Source organism: Stenotrophomonas sp. (assembly GCF_059505245.1).
Window position 1 is genome coordinate 152625 of record NZ_JCACKF010000042.1, and the last position, 15221, is coordinate 167845.

The window sequence follows — 15221 nt, forward strand, 5'->3', positions numbered from 1 at the left end:
ACCTTGGTTGGCGACGTTGTTCGAGCGAACGCGGACACGTCCGTGCCAACCAAGGTTGGCACCTACCAGGACATCAGCGCGTCGGCGCGAACTGCAACCGGGTCCACACGCCGTAGTGGTCCGAGGCCCAGCGACCGTTGTCATCGGGCTGGTCGAACAGGAGCTTCGCTTCGCGCGCGACCATCCGGTCCTGCTGGAAGAAGATGTGGTCGATACGCGAAGGTGCCTGGTAATAGTGCCGGTTCAAGGTGCTGACCCCGGCCAGGTCGGTGTTGACGTGCACGCTGCCATAGCTGTCGCCGTAATGGCTGCGCAGCTCGCTCAGGTCACCTGCGTCCACCAGCGCATTGAAGTCGCCCGCGATCACCACCGGCGCGCCGGCCGAGGTAGCGGTGATGAAGTGCAGCAGGTCCTCGACCTGGGTACGGCGGATGCGCTGACCACTCTCGTCGTTGCGCTCGTTGAGATGCGTGGCGTAGACGTTCACCGGCGTGCCGTCGACGTCGATGCGCAGGTGGGCCACCGTGCGGTAGTCGTCCAATGGCAGCAGCAGATGGTCCCCCTGGGCGAGGATCGGCCGCCGGGTCAGCAACGCATTGCCGTAACGCTTCGGCGCGCCCACCGGATCGGTGGACACGAATACGTACTTGTAGCCGAGCTGGCTGGCCAGCCACTGCGCCTGGTTGCGCACGTTGCGGCGCTGGATCACCTCCTGCAGCGCGATGGCATCGGGCTGCAGGCGCTTGAGTTCGGCCAGGATGGTACGGCGGCGGCTTGGCCAGTCTTCGCGGTCATGATGGAGGTTGAAGGTGACCATGCTCATGCCTGGCGCGCTGGCGATGTCCACCACTGGCGATGCGACCTGCGGCACCGCCGCCAGCGTCAGCCCGGGCAATGCCAACACAATGGCCAGCCCCAGGGCGCGCACCGTCGCACGCGCTCCCTCCCCTTGTTGCTTCATCGTTACTGCCCCTTGCGCTCGGCGCGGCGCACCGCGCCCGGTACATCGATCTCGACCCGTGCCGGCAGCTGGTGCACGTGCAGTTCCTTGTTGATCCATTCGGCCGCTTCGCCGTTGATGGTCGCCTCGCCCGGATCACCGGCGTACGGCCACGGCAACACCACGCCACCGACCGGTGGCACCAGGCCCGGCTGCACCTCCAGCACCAGCTGCTTGTCGCTGCGCTGCAGGCGGTAATTGAGCTGGCCCTGCGGCGTGCGAAGGCCCTGCACGGCGATGCCCTCGCCCTGCAGCCAGGCCGTCGGGATGCCGGCGGCCAACACCAGCGCATCGTCCATGTCACGACTGTAGGCGAACATGTCCAGGGCCGAGCGCACGAAGTCCGAGGCGACCCAGGCATGCGGCAGGTCACCGACGAAGAACGGCTTGCGCGGCGTGCGCGAGACCACTTCGGCCCACTGGTTCCAGGCCTGCGGCGCACGGTCCTTGAAGAAGAACTCGGTCGCCTGCCAGGCGCGATCGCGCCAGCCCAGGCGAACGAAGGCGGCCACGTTGCGCCATTCGTACGGCGTGTAGTCCTTCCACTCGCGCTTGCCATCGCGGCGGGCCACGAATTCCTTCCAGTAGCGCTCGAAGGTCGCCTCCAACGCCTGCTGCGGCAGCCGGCCCTGCTCGCCGCCCGGCGCCAGCGCGATGGTGGTCGAGGTCGCGTCGAAATCGCCCAGCTCGGCCGAGCCCGGCAGGTAGTCGATGTTGTGCTGCTGCATCGCCGACAGCAGTGACGCCTGCAGGTCATCACGGAACTGGTCACGCGACTCGGCGATCTGCATCGCTTCGACCTTGCCCAGCTGGGCCGCCAGCGATGCCGCGTCCTTGTAGCCGCGCAACGCCCAGAAATTATCCCAGTACGAATGCATCGGCTTGGCCGAATAGCCTTCGTGGCTGATCGAGGCCGGCATCATCCCGTAGAACGCCGGATTGCGCGCACGGTTCTCTTCGGTACGCTCGCTGGCACGCAGCTGCTCCATGTAGCTGTAGGCGCCCTGCACGTGCGGCCACATCAGCTCGGCGAAGGTGCTGTCGCCGGTATAGCGCCCATATTCGGCGATGCTGTAGATCAGCTCACCGTGGCTGTCATTCTCCGGCACCGGGTCGCTGCCGCGCGCATCGACACAGCACGGCACCTTGCCGTTCTCGAACTGGTAAGGCGCATACCAGTTGATGTAGTCACGCACGGCATCGCTGCGCCCCATGCGCAGCAGGCCTTCGGAAATCATCGCGCCGTCGCGGATCCAGCTGCGCGCGTACGAGCGCGTGCCCGGCTGCAGGCGCGGGCCGACCCGCGAGATCAGCATGTGCGCCACGGCGGTGCGCAGGGTGTCGACCAGGGCCTGGCCTGCCGCCGGCACCTGCAGCGAGACCACGCCCAGCGCGTGCCGCCACTGTTCGGCCACCTGCGCCTGCGCCTTGGCCACGTCCAGCGCCTGCGGCGCCCAGCTCCCGGTCTGCGGCAGCACCACTGCCACTTCGCGGCTCTGCCCGGGTTCCAGCTTGATCGTATACAGCAGCGCACCGGACGCCATGCCGGTACTGTCCTTCACTGCCGTAGTGGCCGGATACTTTCCGGACGCAAGATGCATCGCATCGAGCTTGCCATCGAACGTGCTGGCGAAACGGGCATCGGGCACCTGCAGTGGATAGATGCGCGGCTCGCCGTTGATGCGTACCAGCTGTTCGCCCACGTCCAGCGCATCGATGCGGCTGAAGCCGCCGACGGTGTTGAGGAACTGGGTCGGCGGGTTGACCTGCCAGGGGCGGATCGCCAGCGCCAGGGTGTACTCGTGCGCCACCTTGTCCGGATTGCTCAGCCGATAGCGGCCGATCAACTGCGCGCGCTCCGGCGTGCCCTGCACGAAGCTGGTCACCGCCAGGCCGGCCTTCTCGTGCACCCAGTCGACGTTGGCGATCGGAAGATAGTGGTCCTGCAGCGACTGGGTAGTGGCCACCTTCGACCAGTCCAGCAGCTTGCCGTCGAGGCGGATGAACGGCTCGATGCTGAAGCTGCCCTTGGCCGGCTCCAGCGCACCGTCCTCGCTGATCAGCGCCTGTTCCTGGCCGCCATCGAGGCCGAGCAGGGTCCAGTACGGCTGTTCGCCCACATACGCACGCGGCAGCGAACCGCGCGGCAGGTCGGCCGCCACCGAGGACAGGAAGGCGTTCGGCGTGGCGGCGAACGCCAGCGGCTTGAGCGTGATGTCACGGATGCCATAGCGCCAGTTCGGGCCATCGAGCAGATCGAAACGCACGTAGCGTGCGTCGGTGTCCGGCAGCGCCAGCCAGTCGCGGCCACCCGCACCGCCGGTCACCTCGCGCACAGTGCGCCAGTCCCGGCCATCTTCGGACGTCCGCACGGTGTAACGATTGGCTTCCAGGTTCGGCAGCCAGTCGATCACCGCACCGCCGATCTCGCGGCTCTTGTGCAGGTCCAGGCTGATGGTCTGCTGCTTGACCCCGCCGCTGATCCAGAACGTATCGCCCTTGCCATCGATCATGCGGTCCTGCAGCGCGGTGGCGGTATCGGCGATGACCGATGGCACCAGTGCCGAATCATCCTGCGGTGGCAGGCCCTGCAGGGTCAGCTTGTCGAAGCACACCGTGCCGCGGCCACCGACCTTGCTGTAGATCGTGAACTCGACCGCGGCGCTGCGCGCCATCTCCTTCTCGGGCGACGGCCCCCACGCCTTGTCGATCTGGCGACGCCGGTATTCGACCGGTGTCCACGCCTTGGGGAAGCTGTAGCCCGGGCGGTTGACCCACCAGACGTTGTCGCCGCTGGCATCGATCAGCTTGAACTGCAGGTCGTTGGCCGGCGAATCACCACGCAGCTGGAAGCCGAAACGGTAGTTGACCGGGTAGTCGATGTTCAGCGCGCGGCGGATGCCAACGTAGCCGGAGACCTTGTGGAAATCATAGTCCAGGCACAGCGCGCGGCCGCCGCCGGCGCCGCTGACCGGCCGCAGCGAACCACTGACCTGGTCGGACAGCACCAGTTTCCAGGCGCCGATATCGTCGAAGTCGTCCAGCACCTTCGGCGCCGGCAGTGCCGGTGGTGCGGCGATCGCCAGGGAGGTCCACAACAGTCCCAGTCCAACGGCGATCGCTCGCTTCATCCCTTGACGCTCCCCAGCAACAGACCTTGGATGTAGTACCGCTGCAGCACCAGGAACAGCGCCAGCACCGGAACCACGGTGACCACCGCGCCAGCCATCATCATTTCCACGTCCATGATGTGTTCGCGCGAGAGGGTGGCCAGCGCCACCGGCAAAGTGTAGTGCTCCTGGTCGGTCAACACGATCAGCGGCCACATGAAATCGTTCCATGCGCCCATGAAGGTGAAGATCGCCAGTGTCACCAGCACCGGCTTGAGCATCGGCAGCACGATCTGGAAGAAGATGCGCAGCTCCCCTGCCCCGTCGATGCGCGCCGCTTCCAGCAGTTCGTCCGGGATCGAACGTGCGTACTGGCGTACCAGGAAGATGCCGAACACGCTGGCCAGCGCCGGCACGATCACGCCGCCGAAGCTGTTGACCAGCCCCAGCTGCTTCATCAGCAGGAACAGTGGCAGCATCGCCACCTGCGCTGGAATCACCAGCGCCGCCATCAGTACCTGGAACAGGCGCTCGCGGCCGACGAAGTTGAGCTTGGCGAAAGCGTAACCGGCCATGGTGTTGAGCAGCAGCGAGCCGATCGTGATGCCCAGCGACACCAGCAGGCTGTTGGCAAAGTTGCCGCCCATGCCGGTGCGCGCGAACAGTTCATGGTAGTTGTGCGTGGTGATGCTCGAAGGCAGCAGCGGCGGCGGGAAATGGCTGGCCTCGCCCTGCGGCATGAACGAGACCGAGACCATCCACAGCAGCGGTGCCAGGCTGACCAGGGCCAGCACCAGCAACGCACCATTGATCATCCACGGGTACCAGCGCGACTGGCCGATTTCACGACTCATACCAACTGCCTCTTGCGGCCGAAACGCAGCATCACGGTGGTCACCGCCAGGATGATCAGGAACAGCAGGAACGCCACGGCGGAGGCGCGTCCCAGGTTCCACCACTTGAAGCCTTCCTCGAACATGAAATACAGCACGCTGACGGTGCTCTGCAGTGGGTCGCCGCGGGTCATCACGTAGGGTTCGGCGAACAGCTGGAAGTAGCCGGACACGGTAATCACCCCGACCACCAGCAGCACCGGGCCGAGCATCGGCAGGGTGATGTGCAGGAACTGCTTCCAGCGCGAGGCACCATCGATGCGCGCCGCTTCGTACAGGTCATGCGGGATCGCCTGCAGGCCGGCCAGGAAGATCACCATGTTGTAGCCGAAGTTCTTCCACACCGCGAACAGCATGATGGTCGGCATCGCCCAGTTGGGATCACCCAGCCAGTCGATCGGGCTGATGCCCAGATGGCCCAGGCCGTAGTTCACCAGGCCATAGCTGGTATGGAACAGGTAGCGCCAGATCACCGCCACCGCCACCAGCGTGGTCACCACCGGCGCGAACAGGGCCGTGCGGAACAGGGCCTTGAAGCGCGCGGCCGGTGCATTGAGCAGCATCGCCGCGCCCAGCGACACGCCGATCGACAACGGCACGCCGATCAGCACGAAGTAGGTGGTGTTCCACAGCGACTTCCAGAACATCGGCGTCTGCAGCAGGTCGATGTAGTTGCCCAGGCCGACGAAGCGCAGGTTGCTGCTATCGGCCAGTGCATAGAGGTCGAAGTCGGTCACGCTCAGTGCAAGCGCCGAGGCGACCGGCAGGCCGAAGAACACGCCCAGCACGATCAGCGAGGGGCCGGCGAAGATCCAGCCGGCCAGCGAAGTACGTTTCATTGCGCGCTCCCGGCGGCCACGGCGCTGCTCGATTGCGGCGACGGCGCGCGCTCCTGCAGGCGTTGTTGTTCATGCATCCAGCGGCGCTTGGCCAGCACCTTGTCCACGCGCTGGTCCAGCTCTTCCACGGCCTTGTCCTGCGGCAGGCCACCGCGCACCACCTTCTCGGTGACGATGCGCATTTCCTGCACGATGCGCTCCCATTCGAGCACCTTCGGCGTCGGCCTAACCCGCTCCAGCTGATCGCGGAACGCGGCCGCCAGCGGGTCATTGGCCAGCGACGGCGTGTTCCACGCACTGCGGCGCGGCGGCAGGTCGCCAATGATCGAATGGAAGCGTGCCTGGATTTCCGGCCGCGACAGGAATTCGATCAGCTTCCAGGACGCCTCCTTCTGCTGCGACTTGCGGAAGATCACCAGGCTGGTACCACCGGCGATGCCCGCGCCCGGACCCTCCGGCCCCGGCAGCGCGGCGGTGCCCCACTGCCCTTCCAGTTCCTTCGGCTGCAGCTTCTTGAACTCGCGGATGTTCCAGGGGCCGGAGATGTAGAACACGTTGAAGCCGCGGAAGAATTCGTCCCAGACATTGGAGATCTGCGTCTCGGACATCTTCGGCGCCCAGCCCTGCTCGAACATGTTGGCGTAGAAGCCCAGCGTGCGGCGGAACCCCGGGCTGGAGAAATTGCCCCGGGTGTCGTCGTCACGCAGCAGCGGGTCGGGCTGCTGCAAGGCCAGCGACAGCTGCTGCTCGAACTCGTTGATCGGCATCAGCACCGCGTAGCGGCTCGGGCCCTGCATGCGCTTGATCGCCGCCATCTGCTCTTCCCATTCCTGCCACGTACGCGGCGGGTGGTCGTAGCCGGCCTTGGCCAGCAGGTCCTTGCGGTAGTAGATCAGGCGCGTATCGACGTACCACGGCACGCCGACCAGCCCGCCGTGGATCACGTTGGTATCCCAGATGCCCTGGAAGTAGTCCTTCGGGTCGACCACGGTGGAGCGCTGCACGAACGGCTGCAGCGGGGTCAGCGCGTCGAGTTCGGCGAACTCCGGCACCCAGGTGTTGCCAAGCTGGCACACGTCCGGCAGGCCGTCGGCGGCGAACGCGGTCAGCAGCTTCTCATGCGCGGCGGTCCACGGGATGTTCTGCACATCCACCTTGATGCCGGGGTTTTCGGCCTCGAATTCGTGGATCAGCTCGCTGACCACCTCGGCTTCGCGGCCCATCGCCCAGAAGCGCACGGTGGTGGTGCCCGGTTCGGTACGGGCGCAGCCGGCCACGGCCAACGCGGCCAGGGCAGGCAGCGCCCAGCGGCGCAGGCGGTCGATCCAGTTCGGCATCGGGCTACTTGCCCTGGCCTGTGGTGCGGTTGGCATTGTTCTTCTGTTCCTGCGCGGCAGCCGCGCGTGATTCGGCGATACCCACCGCGCGTGCTGCCGCGGCCTTTTCGTCTTTCTGCAGTTCCAGCGGCTGGAACGACCCTTCCGGCGCCAGCCAGCCGCCACTGAACCCGGCCCGCTCCAGGCCCTTGCGGATGTACGGGTTCTTCTTCATCACTTCCCAGACGAAGTCATCGCGGTAGTTGGCGATCATGGTCAGGATCGGGCCCTGGTCGATGGCGATGTAGTCGCTGGCGACCCAGCCGCGATCGGGAACCAGGCGACCGGTCTTGATCGGGATGTCGTAGTTGAAGCTGGGGTTGAACGAATCCAGGAAGCCGTAGCTGGAATAGATGTAGTCGCCAAAGCGCTTGTGCATCTCCAGCGTGGCCGGGATCACCTGCTCGGGGGCGAACACCACCGATGCGATCGCAGCGGTCGGGGCGATGGTGCCGTCATCGAAGTTCTCGCGCAGGCCGGCGCCGCGCGAGGAGTAGTGGCGGAACTGGCGCTGCTCGCCGCGGTACTCCTGCGTGGTGTTCTGCGGACCATCGCTGGCGGTCAGGCCCCACACGTTCTCGCCATACTCCTTCCACTGCATCGGGTTGGCGATGGCATATTCGCGCTGGGCCAGCGCGGCCGACCGGCTGTTGAGGAAATAGGTGCTGCCGCGCTCGCGCATGTAGGCGTCCTGGATGTCGCGGAAGTCGATCCAGACGTGGCTGTACTGGTGGCCGAACAGCGGGCCGAAGGACAGGTATTCCTGGCCCTGGTAGACGCCCCAGTCGTTGTCGTAGGTACGCGTCCACACCGTCCACGCGTCCGGGCTGACCGGGTGCGTCGGCGAGCCCAGGGCGAGGATGTACACCATCATCGCCTCGTTGTAGCCCATCCAGTCGTGGTCGATGAAACCGCTCTCCGGGAACCAGCCCATCGAGATCAGCGGTGCACGCTGCTGCAGCCACGGCCAGTCGACCTTCTTGTACAACGTATCGGCGATCTGGCGGATTTCCTTCTCGCGCGGATCATCACCGTCGTAGTACGACTGCGCGAACAGCACGCCCATCATCAGCAGCGCGGTATCCACCGATGACAGCTCGACCCAGCTGTCGTAGCGACGGCCTTCCTGCATGTCCAGGAAGTGGTAGTAGAAGCCCTTGTAACCGGCCTTGCCGGTGCGCTGCGGGCCCATCGGCACGTCGCGGAAGAACTTCAGCGTGGTCAGCGTGCGGTCGATCGCCTGGTTGCGGCTGACCCAGCCGTTCTCGATGCCGATCGGATAGGCGGTCAGCGCGAAGCCGACCGAGGCGATGCTGGCGAACGGCCGCGACGGGTAGCGGTCCGGGGTCAGCCCGTTGACCTCGTTGGTGGTATCCCAGAAGAACTGGAAGGTGCGGCGCTCGATGTCATCGAACAGCGGCGGCAGCTCAGGCTTCATGGGCCGAGGCGGTGCATCGGCCTCGATCAGGATCACCGGCGGGCGCGGTTTGGCAGGTTCCTGCTGGGCCGGCTGGCAGGCGGCCACGGCCAGGCTCAGCGCTGCGGCGGACAACAGATGGCGTGCCTGCATGGCGCGGTTCCTCCGGTGGTCTGATCGATGGGAAAGCATACCGTCCAATGATCTGAAATCGTTTACAAGGTGTGTGCTTAAAAAACCACGAAAAACGTGGCCTGACACCGCGATCATTGCCCACGCCGCTGCCCCCTGGCCGGCAGCGGCGTGGGCAATGGACCGGCACGGGGCCGGCCATTGCCGTTTTCACCGATGCCGCCAGCGAGCCGGCGGCATCGGGTCATGCATCACAGCCCGAGCTTAGAAGCGGAAGCCCACTTCGGCCTTGACCTGGCGCGGAGTACCGATGATGTCGCCGGTCTCGTTGTAGCTGGCCTGCAGCTTGCCGTTGGTCTTGACGTAGTTGTAGGTGGAGAAGTTGTCGAAGTTGAACACGTTGATGATGTCCAGGCGGGCGTACAGCTCAGTGTTGCCCGGCATCTTGAACGTCTTCGTCGCCTGCAGGTCGACCGAACGGTAGCCGAAGATCTTGCCGCCCACCAGGAACTTGCCGGTTGCGTTGGGCACGGCCGCCTGCGGAGTCGGCAGCGTGTAGCCGCTGGCCTGCATCACCGGGTACCAGTCGTTGACGGCGGTCGGGGTGGCCAGGGTGATCTTGCCGCCGAAGGTGATGCCCCAGAAGCCCGCGTACGAACCGGTCACCACCAGGCGGTGGCGCGGCGCGCCGTTGGAACGGATGGTCGGGTAATCACCGATCAGACCGCGATCAAAGGCGTACTTCTCGTTGATGTCACGGTTGTGGCGCGCGGTGGTCCAGGTATAGGCGATCGAGGTGCCCCAACCGCTTTCCTTGGTGAACGGCTTCTGTGCCGACAGCAGGACCTGGGTGGCACGGGTCTTGATGCCCTGCTGGCCGATGATCAGGCTGCCGAAGCCCGGCACGTTGCAGCTCCAGGCCTGGCTCAGGCCCGGGGAGGTGCCACCACACAGGCGCGGATCATCGAAGAACTGGCCGGTCGGGTAGCGGTTGCCCAGGGTGAAGGCGAAGCCGTCGTAGCTCAGGGTTCGAGCGATGGTGGCGTCGGTCAGCCAGTCGCCGATCTGGTTGCTCATGCCCAGGCTGAACTGATCCGAGTACGGCGCCTTCAGCTTGTTGTTCAGCAGGTCCACTTCCAGGCCGGCATTGCTGGTCGCGCCGACCAGTGCCTGCAGGTTGCCGATGCCGTTGAGCAGGTTCGGGTTCCAGTCATAGCAGGCGGCCTGGCCGTTGATGCAGGCGCCGGTGGCCGGGTTGCGGAAGTAGATGGTCGGCTGCGGCAGGGCCAGCTTGGTGGTTTCCAGCTGCAGGTTGTCGAACAGGTCACGGTCGTAGGAACGGCCGGCACCACCGTGGATCACGTGCTGCTCGTCGGCATTGATGTCATACGAGAAGCCCAGGCGCGGCTGCCAGGCATCCTTGAATGCCTTGCGGTTGTGACCGTTGCTGATGTAGTCGCTGATGTCCAGGCCGCCCAGTGCCAGCGAATCGGCATAGGTCTGGCCGGCGGGAGCGCGCGGATCCTGCGAATAGATGGCGTCGACCACCTGCTGCGGGGTCACGAAGTCCAGGTAGGACGGGGTCTTTTCGTAGTCCCAGCGCAGGCCGATGTTCAGCTGCAGGTGGTCATTGACCTGCCAGTCGTCCTGGATGAACACGCCGTACTGCTTGGACTTCGAACGCACTTCGCCGGACACACCGGTCACGCCGGTCACCGGCTTGACGAACTGCGCCTTGTACGGAATGGAATCGGGGAAGTCCGGATCACCCAGCGAGTAGGTGAAGGTCGGGTTGATCTGCGCCGCATCGGACGCGTACAGGTCGATCTGCTTGTACTTCACGCCCATCTTGATGGTGTGGTCGCCCGCCCACTGGATGCCATCCAGGGTCAGGTTGTCTTCGATCGACCAGCCCTTCTGGCCCTTCACCTGCGAATCCAGTGCCGAGGCGCCACCGATCTTCACGATGGTGCGGTCTTCCGGGCCGTCCGGTGCGGTGTAGGTGATGCCGTTGGCCAGCGTCAGCGGGGTCGGATTGTTGAACGAATCTTCGTGGGTGACCATCAACTCGTTGTAGTAGCGCTCACCGCTGTGGTTCCAGCGCAGGGCATAACGACGGTCGGTGTTGACCACTTCACGGCCGGCTTCCGGCGAGGTCTGGCCGCTGAACTGCGACTGGGTTTCGTCGCGGTCCTGGAAGGTCAGCTCGATGCGGTCGTTGTCGGTCGGCTCGAAGTCGATCTTGCCGAAGATCAGATCCTGCTGGAACGGCTGGCTGGCCGGGCCGAGGCCGGCGGCACCGGCGGGCGGCAGCAGGCCGGCAGCGCCGGTGACCGCGCCATCCGGCGCGATGGTGACCGGCAGGTCGAAGCGCTTGGCTTCGTAGGTCACGAAGAAGTGCGCCTTGTCCTGGATGATCGGGCCGCCCAGGGCGAAGCCGTATTCCTTCTCGGCCGAGACCATCTTTTCCTTGCCACCCTGGCGCTCGGCCGGGGTCTTGGCACGCATGTCTTCATCGGTGTAGCGGTAGAACGCTTCGCCCTTGAACTCATTGGTGCCGGACTTGGTTGCAGCCGTCACCGCGGCGCTCGACACCTGGCCATACTCGGCCTTGTAGTTGCCGCTGATGACCTTGTATTCGCCGATGGCCAACTGCGGGAACGGGTTGCCGGCGCTGCCGGACTGGCCGGCCACGCCGCCACCCTTGACGTAGCTCTTCTGGCCTACGCCGTCGATGTACACGTTGGTGCCGTCGGCATTGGTGGCGCCGCCGCGCAGCGAGGTGTTGCCCTTGGCGTCGCGGGTGAAGATCAGGCCCGGCACCGCGTCGGCGAACTCCAGGAAGTTGCGCGACACCTGCGGGGTGGTCTGGATCTGCTGCAGGCTGACGGTCTTGCCGACTTCGGAGGTGCGCACTTCCTGCAGCAGGGTCGGCGCGACGACGTTGACGGTGTCCAGGTTGGTGGCCGCGGTCGAACCGGGGGTGCTGCTGGCGGCACCGGCAAAGTTCAGCGTCGCGGTCGAGGCCACGGTGACGGTGACCTTCTGGGTCTGGCCGTTGGCGACCACGTCATAGGTACCCGGGTCCAGGCCCATCAGCGAGTAGCTGCCGTCGGCGCGGATGGTGCCACGGCGGACGGTACCGGTGGCCACGTTGGTGGCGGTCACTTCGGTACCTGCCTGGGCGCCGGCAACCTGGCCGCGCAGGCTGGCGTTGGCCGACTGCGCCATGACGTTGGGGGCGGCGGCCAGCATCAGGCAGCTGACCAGTGCGGTGCTCAGCAGCCGGCGCGCCGGCATGCGGAAGGTGGTATGCATCATCAACTCAATCTCCGGGTGGCGGTAACCGCTTGCGCGGTCCCTGCGATCAGTCAAAAAAAAAGAAGGAACGCCTCTGGCTTCAATGGCCGGATGGCGGAGTGGTGGAATCGCGAACTATCAAGCGGGGAACCAGGGTCTGCTTGTCCCCTGTCCCATCCGTGGAGGTGCCGTCCATCAACTGCATCAGACGCGTCATGGCCCGGTCGCCGAGCTCGGCGATGCTGACCTGCATGGTGGTCAGCGACGGGTGGACGAAACGCGCCAGTGGAATGTCATCGAAACCTGCCAGGGCAACATCGGCCGGCACACGGACACCAGCCTGCGTGAACGCGTACAGGCAGCCCAGGGCCATCATGTCGTTGGCGGCGAACACGGCATCGGGCAGCGCTCCGGCTGCCAGCAACTCCTGACCGGCGCGATGGCCGGAAGCTTCGTCGAAATCACCGGGCAGCTCGATGCCTTCGGCGCCACTGCCAAACGCCACCAGCGCGTCACGGAAGCCGCGCAGGCGCTCGCGCGCGTCGAAGTTGAGGTCCGGGCCAGAAATGAAGGCAATGCGGCGGTGGCCGGCGTCCAGCAGGTGGCGGGTCATCGCCATCGCACCGGCGTGGTCGTCGATGCTCAGCACCGGATGGTCCTGCCCGGGCAGATAGGTGTTGATCAACACCGTCGGCAGCGACTGCGGCAGGTTGTCGGTCAGGAAGCCCGGGCTCTCGGCATAGGGCGAGAGCACCAGCAGGCCGTCGACGCGGCCCCGCATGGCACGCAGGGCGGCGCCCTGCTGTTCCTGGTCGCCGTGGTAGCTGGACACCAGCAGGTGCTGGCGGCGGTTGCGGGCCACGCCGTCGATGCCGCGCATCAGTTCGGAGAAGAATTCGCCGTACAGGTCAGGCAGCACCACGCCCACCGTATTGGTGCGGCGGCTGCTCAGGCTGCGGGCGGCGGCATGCGGGGTGTAACGCAGCCGTGCGGCCACCTCCAGCACAAGCTGGCGGACCGGTTCGGCGACATTTTCATGCCCGTTGAGCGCGCGGGAAACCGTGGCCACGGAGACCCGGGCTTCGCGTGCGACGTCTTTGATTGTGATAGCTGCCTTGTTCACGAAGCCGCCCTCCACGGCTTGGACCTACCAGCATTGGCGCGGAATGTAAGCGTTTCCATCTGGGCTTGTAAACAGTCCGTTAGGCGAATGTCCCGAAATGGACATGAAAACCTGTCCGTGGCCAGGCCCTTGCGGACCCGCCAGGACAGTGCGGGACAAGGGCTCAGCCCTGTTCTGACGGGGTATGTGCGCGGATGGACAGCGCGTGGATATCGGTGTCCATCATCGACCCCAGCGCGGCATAGACCGCGCGATGCCGGGCCAACGGAGCCAGTCCGGCGAAGCGTTCACTCACCACATGGACGTTGAAATGGCCGCGCCCGTCGCGCGCGCCGGCATGGCCGGCATGGCGATGGCTGTCATCCTCGATCTCGAGCACGCTGGGTGCCAGCGCCTGCTGCAGCGCATCACGGATCCGCTCGATCCGTTCCGCGTTCACGGCAGGACCTTGCGGAACGGGCGTACCTGCACGCGGGTGTAGACGCCGGCAGCCACGTACGGGTCGGCATCGGCCCAGGCCTGGGCCTGCGGCAACGACTCGAACTGCGCGATCACCACCGAGCCGCTGAAACCGGCCGGGCCCGGGTCTTCACTGTCCACCGCCGGGCACGGGCCGGCCAGCAGCAGGCGTCCCTCGTCGCGCAGCGCGTGCAGCCGCGCCAGGTGTTCCGGCCGCGCCTGCAGCCGCTGCGCCAGCACATCCTGGCCGTCATACCCTTCGATCACATACCACACCGGCATTTCCTCGCTTGCGTTGTCGGGTCCGCAGATTCTAGCCAATGCAGCCCCCGCCCCGGTCCGGCTGGACACTGGCGCGGCAAAGGCTTACCCTAGACTCCATTGCACGTGGCTGGATGCAGCGGCCCGTCGGTTTTTGCGGCCAACGCAGCCCCCGACGACCGTCCCGCTGCTTCAAACCGGACCACCCGGCCGGGCCACGTAGACGACCTCCCCGTAGTTCTGTCGCTGCCGTTTACCGCGGCGCGTCCCGCTGTTTGATATGTGTGGAATCGCGCCGATCCCGGCGTGTCTGGCGCCTTGGGGCTCCGTGGCGTTGGCCCGGCGAACCCGGTGCCGCGACTGGTCCGTTGCAATCCTGATCTCCATTAGATGACTTCCGAACTCGCGCTCGACGCGAACCCGCCAACCCGGCCGCCCGCCCCCCAGCAGCAGGAAATGCCGCTGGCCGTGGTGCATGGGCAACCGGTCCTGCAGATTCCGCAGGACCTGTACATCCCGCCGGACGCGCTGGAAGTCATCCTGGATGCCTTTGAAGGCCCGCTGGACCTGCTGCTGTACCTGATCCGCCGCCAGAACCTGGATGTACTGGACATTCCCGTTGCCGAGATCACCCGGCAGTACGTGGAGTACATCACCGTGATGCGCGAGCTGCGCTTCGAGCTGGCGGCCGAATACCTGGTGATGGCCGCGATCCTGGCCGAGGTGAAGTCGCGGATGCTGCTGCCGCGCCCGGTCAGCGAGGAAGGCGATGAAGCCGACCCGCGCGCCGAACTGGTGCGCCGGCTGCAGGAGTACGAACGCTTCAAGCAGGCCGCCGAGAACATCGACGCCCTGCCCCGCCAGGACCGCGATACCACCGTGGCACATGCCTTCATGCCCGAACGTGCCACGGTGAAGCTGCCGCCGCCGGTGGACCTGAAGGAAATGCTGCTGGCCCTGCACGACGTGCTCAAGCGCGCCGAGCTGTTCAGCGGCCACGCCATCAAGCGTGAGGCACTGAGCGTGCGGCAACGCATGGGCGAAGTGCTGGGACGCCTGGAAGATGGCAAGTTCTATCGTTTTGAAGGGCTGTTCACCGCCGAAGAAGGCAAGCTGGGCGTGCTGGTCACGTTCCTGGCGGTGCTGGAGCTGGCCAAGGAACAGCTGCTGGACATCGTCCAGGAAGAACCGCTGGCGCCGATCTACGTGAAGTCGCTGGCGGCCGGCAACACCAATGCCCCGCTGCAGTTCAGCAGCGAGTTCGACGACAACGACGACGACGCCAATGCAGACGAGTGAGCGCTGACTGCC

At 65.7% G+C, this 15221-nt stretch carries 11 protein-coding genes; 1 reads left to right on the forward strand and 10 read right to left on the reverse strand.

Annotation, left to right across the window (positions count from 1 at the left end; genetic code table 11):
- Window positions 1-73: 73 nt before the first annotated feature.
- The 10 genes from AC5JLE_RS16425 to AC5JLE_RS16470 all read right to left on the reverse strand — a co-directional run bounded on the left by AC5JLE_RS16425 (window position 74) and on the right by AC5JLE_RS16470 (window position 13925).
- Window positions 74-961, reverse strand: coding sequence for an endonuclease/exonuclease/phosphatase family protein (locus AC5JLE_RS16425; protein ID WP_049406018.1), 888 nt, complete (start codon window positions 959-961; stop codon window positions 74-76).
- A 2-nt stretch (window positions 962-963) separates the two neighbouring features.
- Window positions 964-4131, reverse strand: coding sequence for a discoidin domain-containing protein (locus AC5JLE_RS16430; protein WP_053496314.1), 3168 nt, complete (start codon window positions 4129-4131; stop codon window positions 964-966).
- A complete protein-coding gene (locus tag AC5JLE_RS16435) occupies window positions 4128-4964 on the reverse strand; it encodes a carbohydrate ABC transporter permease (protein ID WP_006456347.1) in 837 nt (278 codons plus the stop codon). Before AC5JLE_RS16435 ends, AC5JLE_RS16430 begins: the two co-directional genes overlap by 4 nt.
- Window positions 4961-5842 carry a carbohydrate ABC transporter permease gene (locus tag AC5JLE_RS16440; protein ID WP_005410323.1) on the reverse strand — a complete coding sequence of 294 codons (882 nt, stop codon included), beginning with the start codon at window positions 5840-5842 and terminating at the stop codon, window positions 4961-4963. Before AC5JLE_RS16440 ends, AC5JLE_RS16435 begins: the two co-directional genes overlap by 4 nt.
- Window positions 5839-7179, reverse strand: coding sequence for a sugar ABC transporter substrate-binding protein (locus AC5JLE_RS16445; protein ID WP_495233101.1), 1341 nt, complete (start codon window positions 7177-7179; stop codon window positions 5839-5841). Before AC5JLE_RS16445 ends, AC5JLE_RS16440 begins: the two co-directional genes overlap by 4 nt.
- A 4-nt stretch (window positions 7180-7183) precedes the next feature.
- Window positions 7184-8788 (reverse strand): glucoamylase family protein, encoded by a 1605-nt coding sequence (locus AC5JLE_RS16450; RefSeq protein ID WP_014647750.1) that lies wholly within the window; start codon window positions 8786-8788, stop codon window positions 7184-7186.
- A 243-nt stretch (window positions 8789-9031) separates the two neighbouring features.
- A complete protein-coding gene (locus tag AC5JLE_RS16455; protein WP_032960107.1) occupies window positions 9032-12088 on the reverse strand; it encodes a TonB-dependent receptor in 3057 nt (1018 codons plus the stop codon).
- 79 nt (window positions 12089-12167) lie between these two features.
- On the reverse strand, window positions 12168-13205 hold the full coding sequence (locus tag AC5JLE_RS16460; protein WP_014647752.1) for a LacI family DNA-binding transcriptional regulator: 1038 nt from the start codon (window positions 13203-13205) through the stop codon (window positions 12168-12170).
- Between the two features lie 148 nt (window positions 13206-13353).
- The gene (locus AC5JLE_RS16465; RefSeq protein ID WP_014647753.1) at window positions 13354-13629 is read right to left on the reverse strand and encodes a BolA family protein; all 276 of its coding nucleotides are present in this window, start codon (window positions 13627-13629) and stop codon (window positions 13354-13356) included.
- On the reverse strand, window positions 13626-13925 hold the full coding sequence (locus AC5JLE_RS16470; RefSeq protein ID WP_014037825.1) for a YciI family protein: 300 nt from the start codon (window positions 13923-13925) through the stop codon (window positions 13626-13628). The genes AC5JLE_RS16465 and AC5JLE_RS16470 overlap by 4 nt, the downstream gene beginning before the upstream one ends.
- A gap of 375 nt (window positions 13926-14300) precedes the next feature.
- Between AC5JLE_RS16470 and AC5JLE_RS16475 the strand changes: the two genes are divergently transcribed.
- Entirely contained in the window at window positions 14301-15209 is a 909-nt protein-coding gene (locus AC5JLE_RS16475) for a segregation and condensation protein A (protein WP_014647754.1), read from the forward strand.
- The last annotated feature ends 12 nt before the right edge of the window (window positions 15210-15221 follow it).

What these genes read in the sequence shown, in the direction of transcription:
- AC5JLE_RS16440 (WP_005410323.1), bottom strand. Translation starts at nt 5,842, where the DNA reads ATGAAACGTACTTCGCTGGCCGGCTGGATCTTCGCCGGCCCCTCGCTG.
- AC5JLE_RS16435 (WP_006456347.1), bottom strand. Translation starts at nt 4,964, where the DNA reads ATGAGTCGTGAAATCGGCCAGTCGCGCTGGTACCCGTGGATGATCAAT.
- AC5JLE_RS16445 (WP_495233101.1), bottom strand. Translation starts at nt 7,179, where the DNA reads ATGCCGAACTGGATCGACCGCCTGCGCCGCTGGGCGCTGCCTGCCCTG.
- AC5JLE_RS16475 (WP_014647754.1), top strand. Translation starts at nt 14,301, where the DNA reads ATGACTTCCGAACTCGCGCTCGACGCGAACCCGCCAACCCGGCCGCCC.
- AC5JLE_RS16450 (WP_014647750.1), bottom strand. Translation starts at nt 8,788, where the DNA reads ATGCAGGCACGCCATCTGTTGTCCGCCGCAGCGCTGAGCCTGGCCGTG.
- AC5JLE_RS16455 (WP_032960107.1), bottom strand. Translation starts at nt 12,088, where the DNA reads ATGATGCATACCACCTTCCGCATGCCGGCGCGCCGGCTGCTGAGCACC.
- AC5JLE_RS16425 (WP_049406018.1), bottom strand. Translation starts at nt 961, where the DNA reads ATGAAGCAACAAGGGGAGGGAGCGCGTGCGACGGTGCGCGCCCTGGGG.
- AC5JLE_RS16430 (WP_053496314.1), bottom strand. Translation starts at nt 4,131, where the DNA reads ATGAAGCGAGCGATCGCCGTTGGACTGGGACTGTTGTGGACCTCCCTG.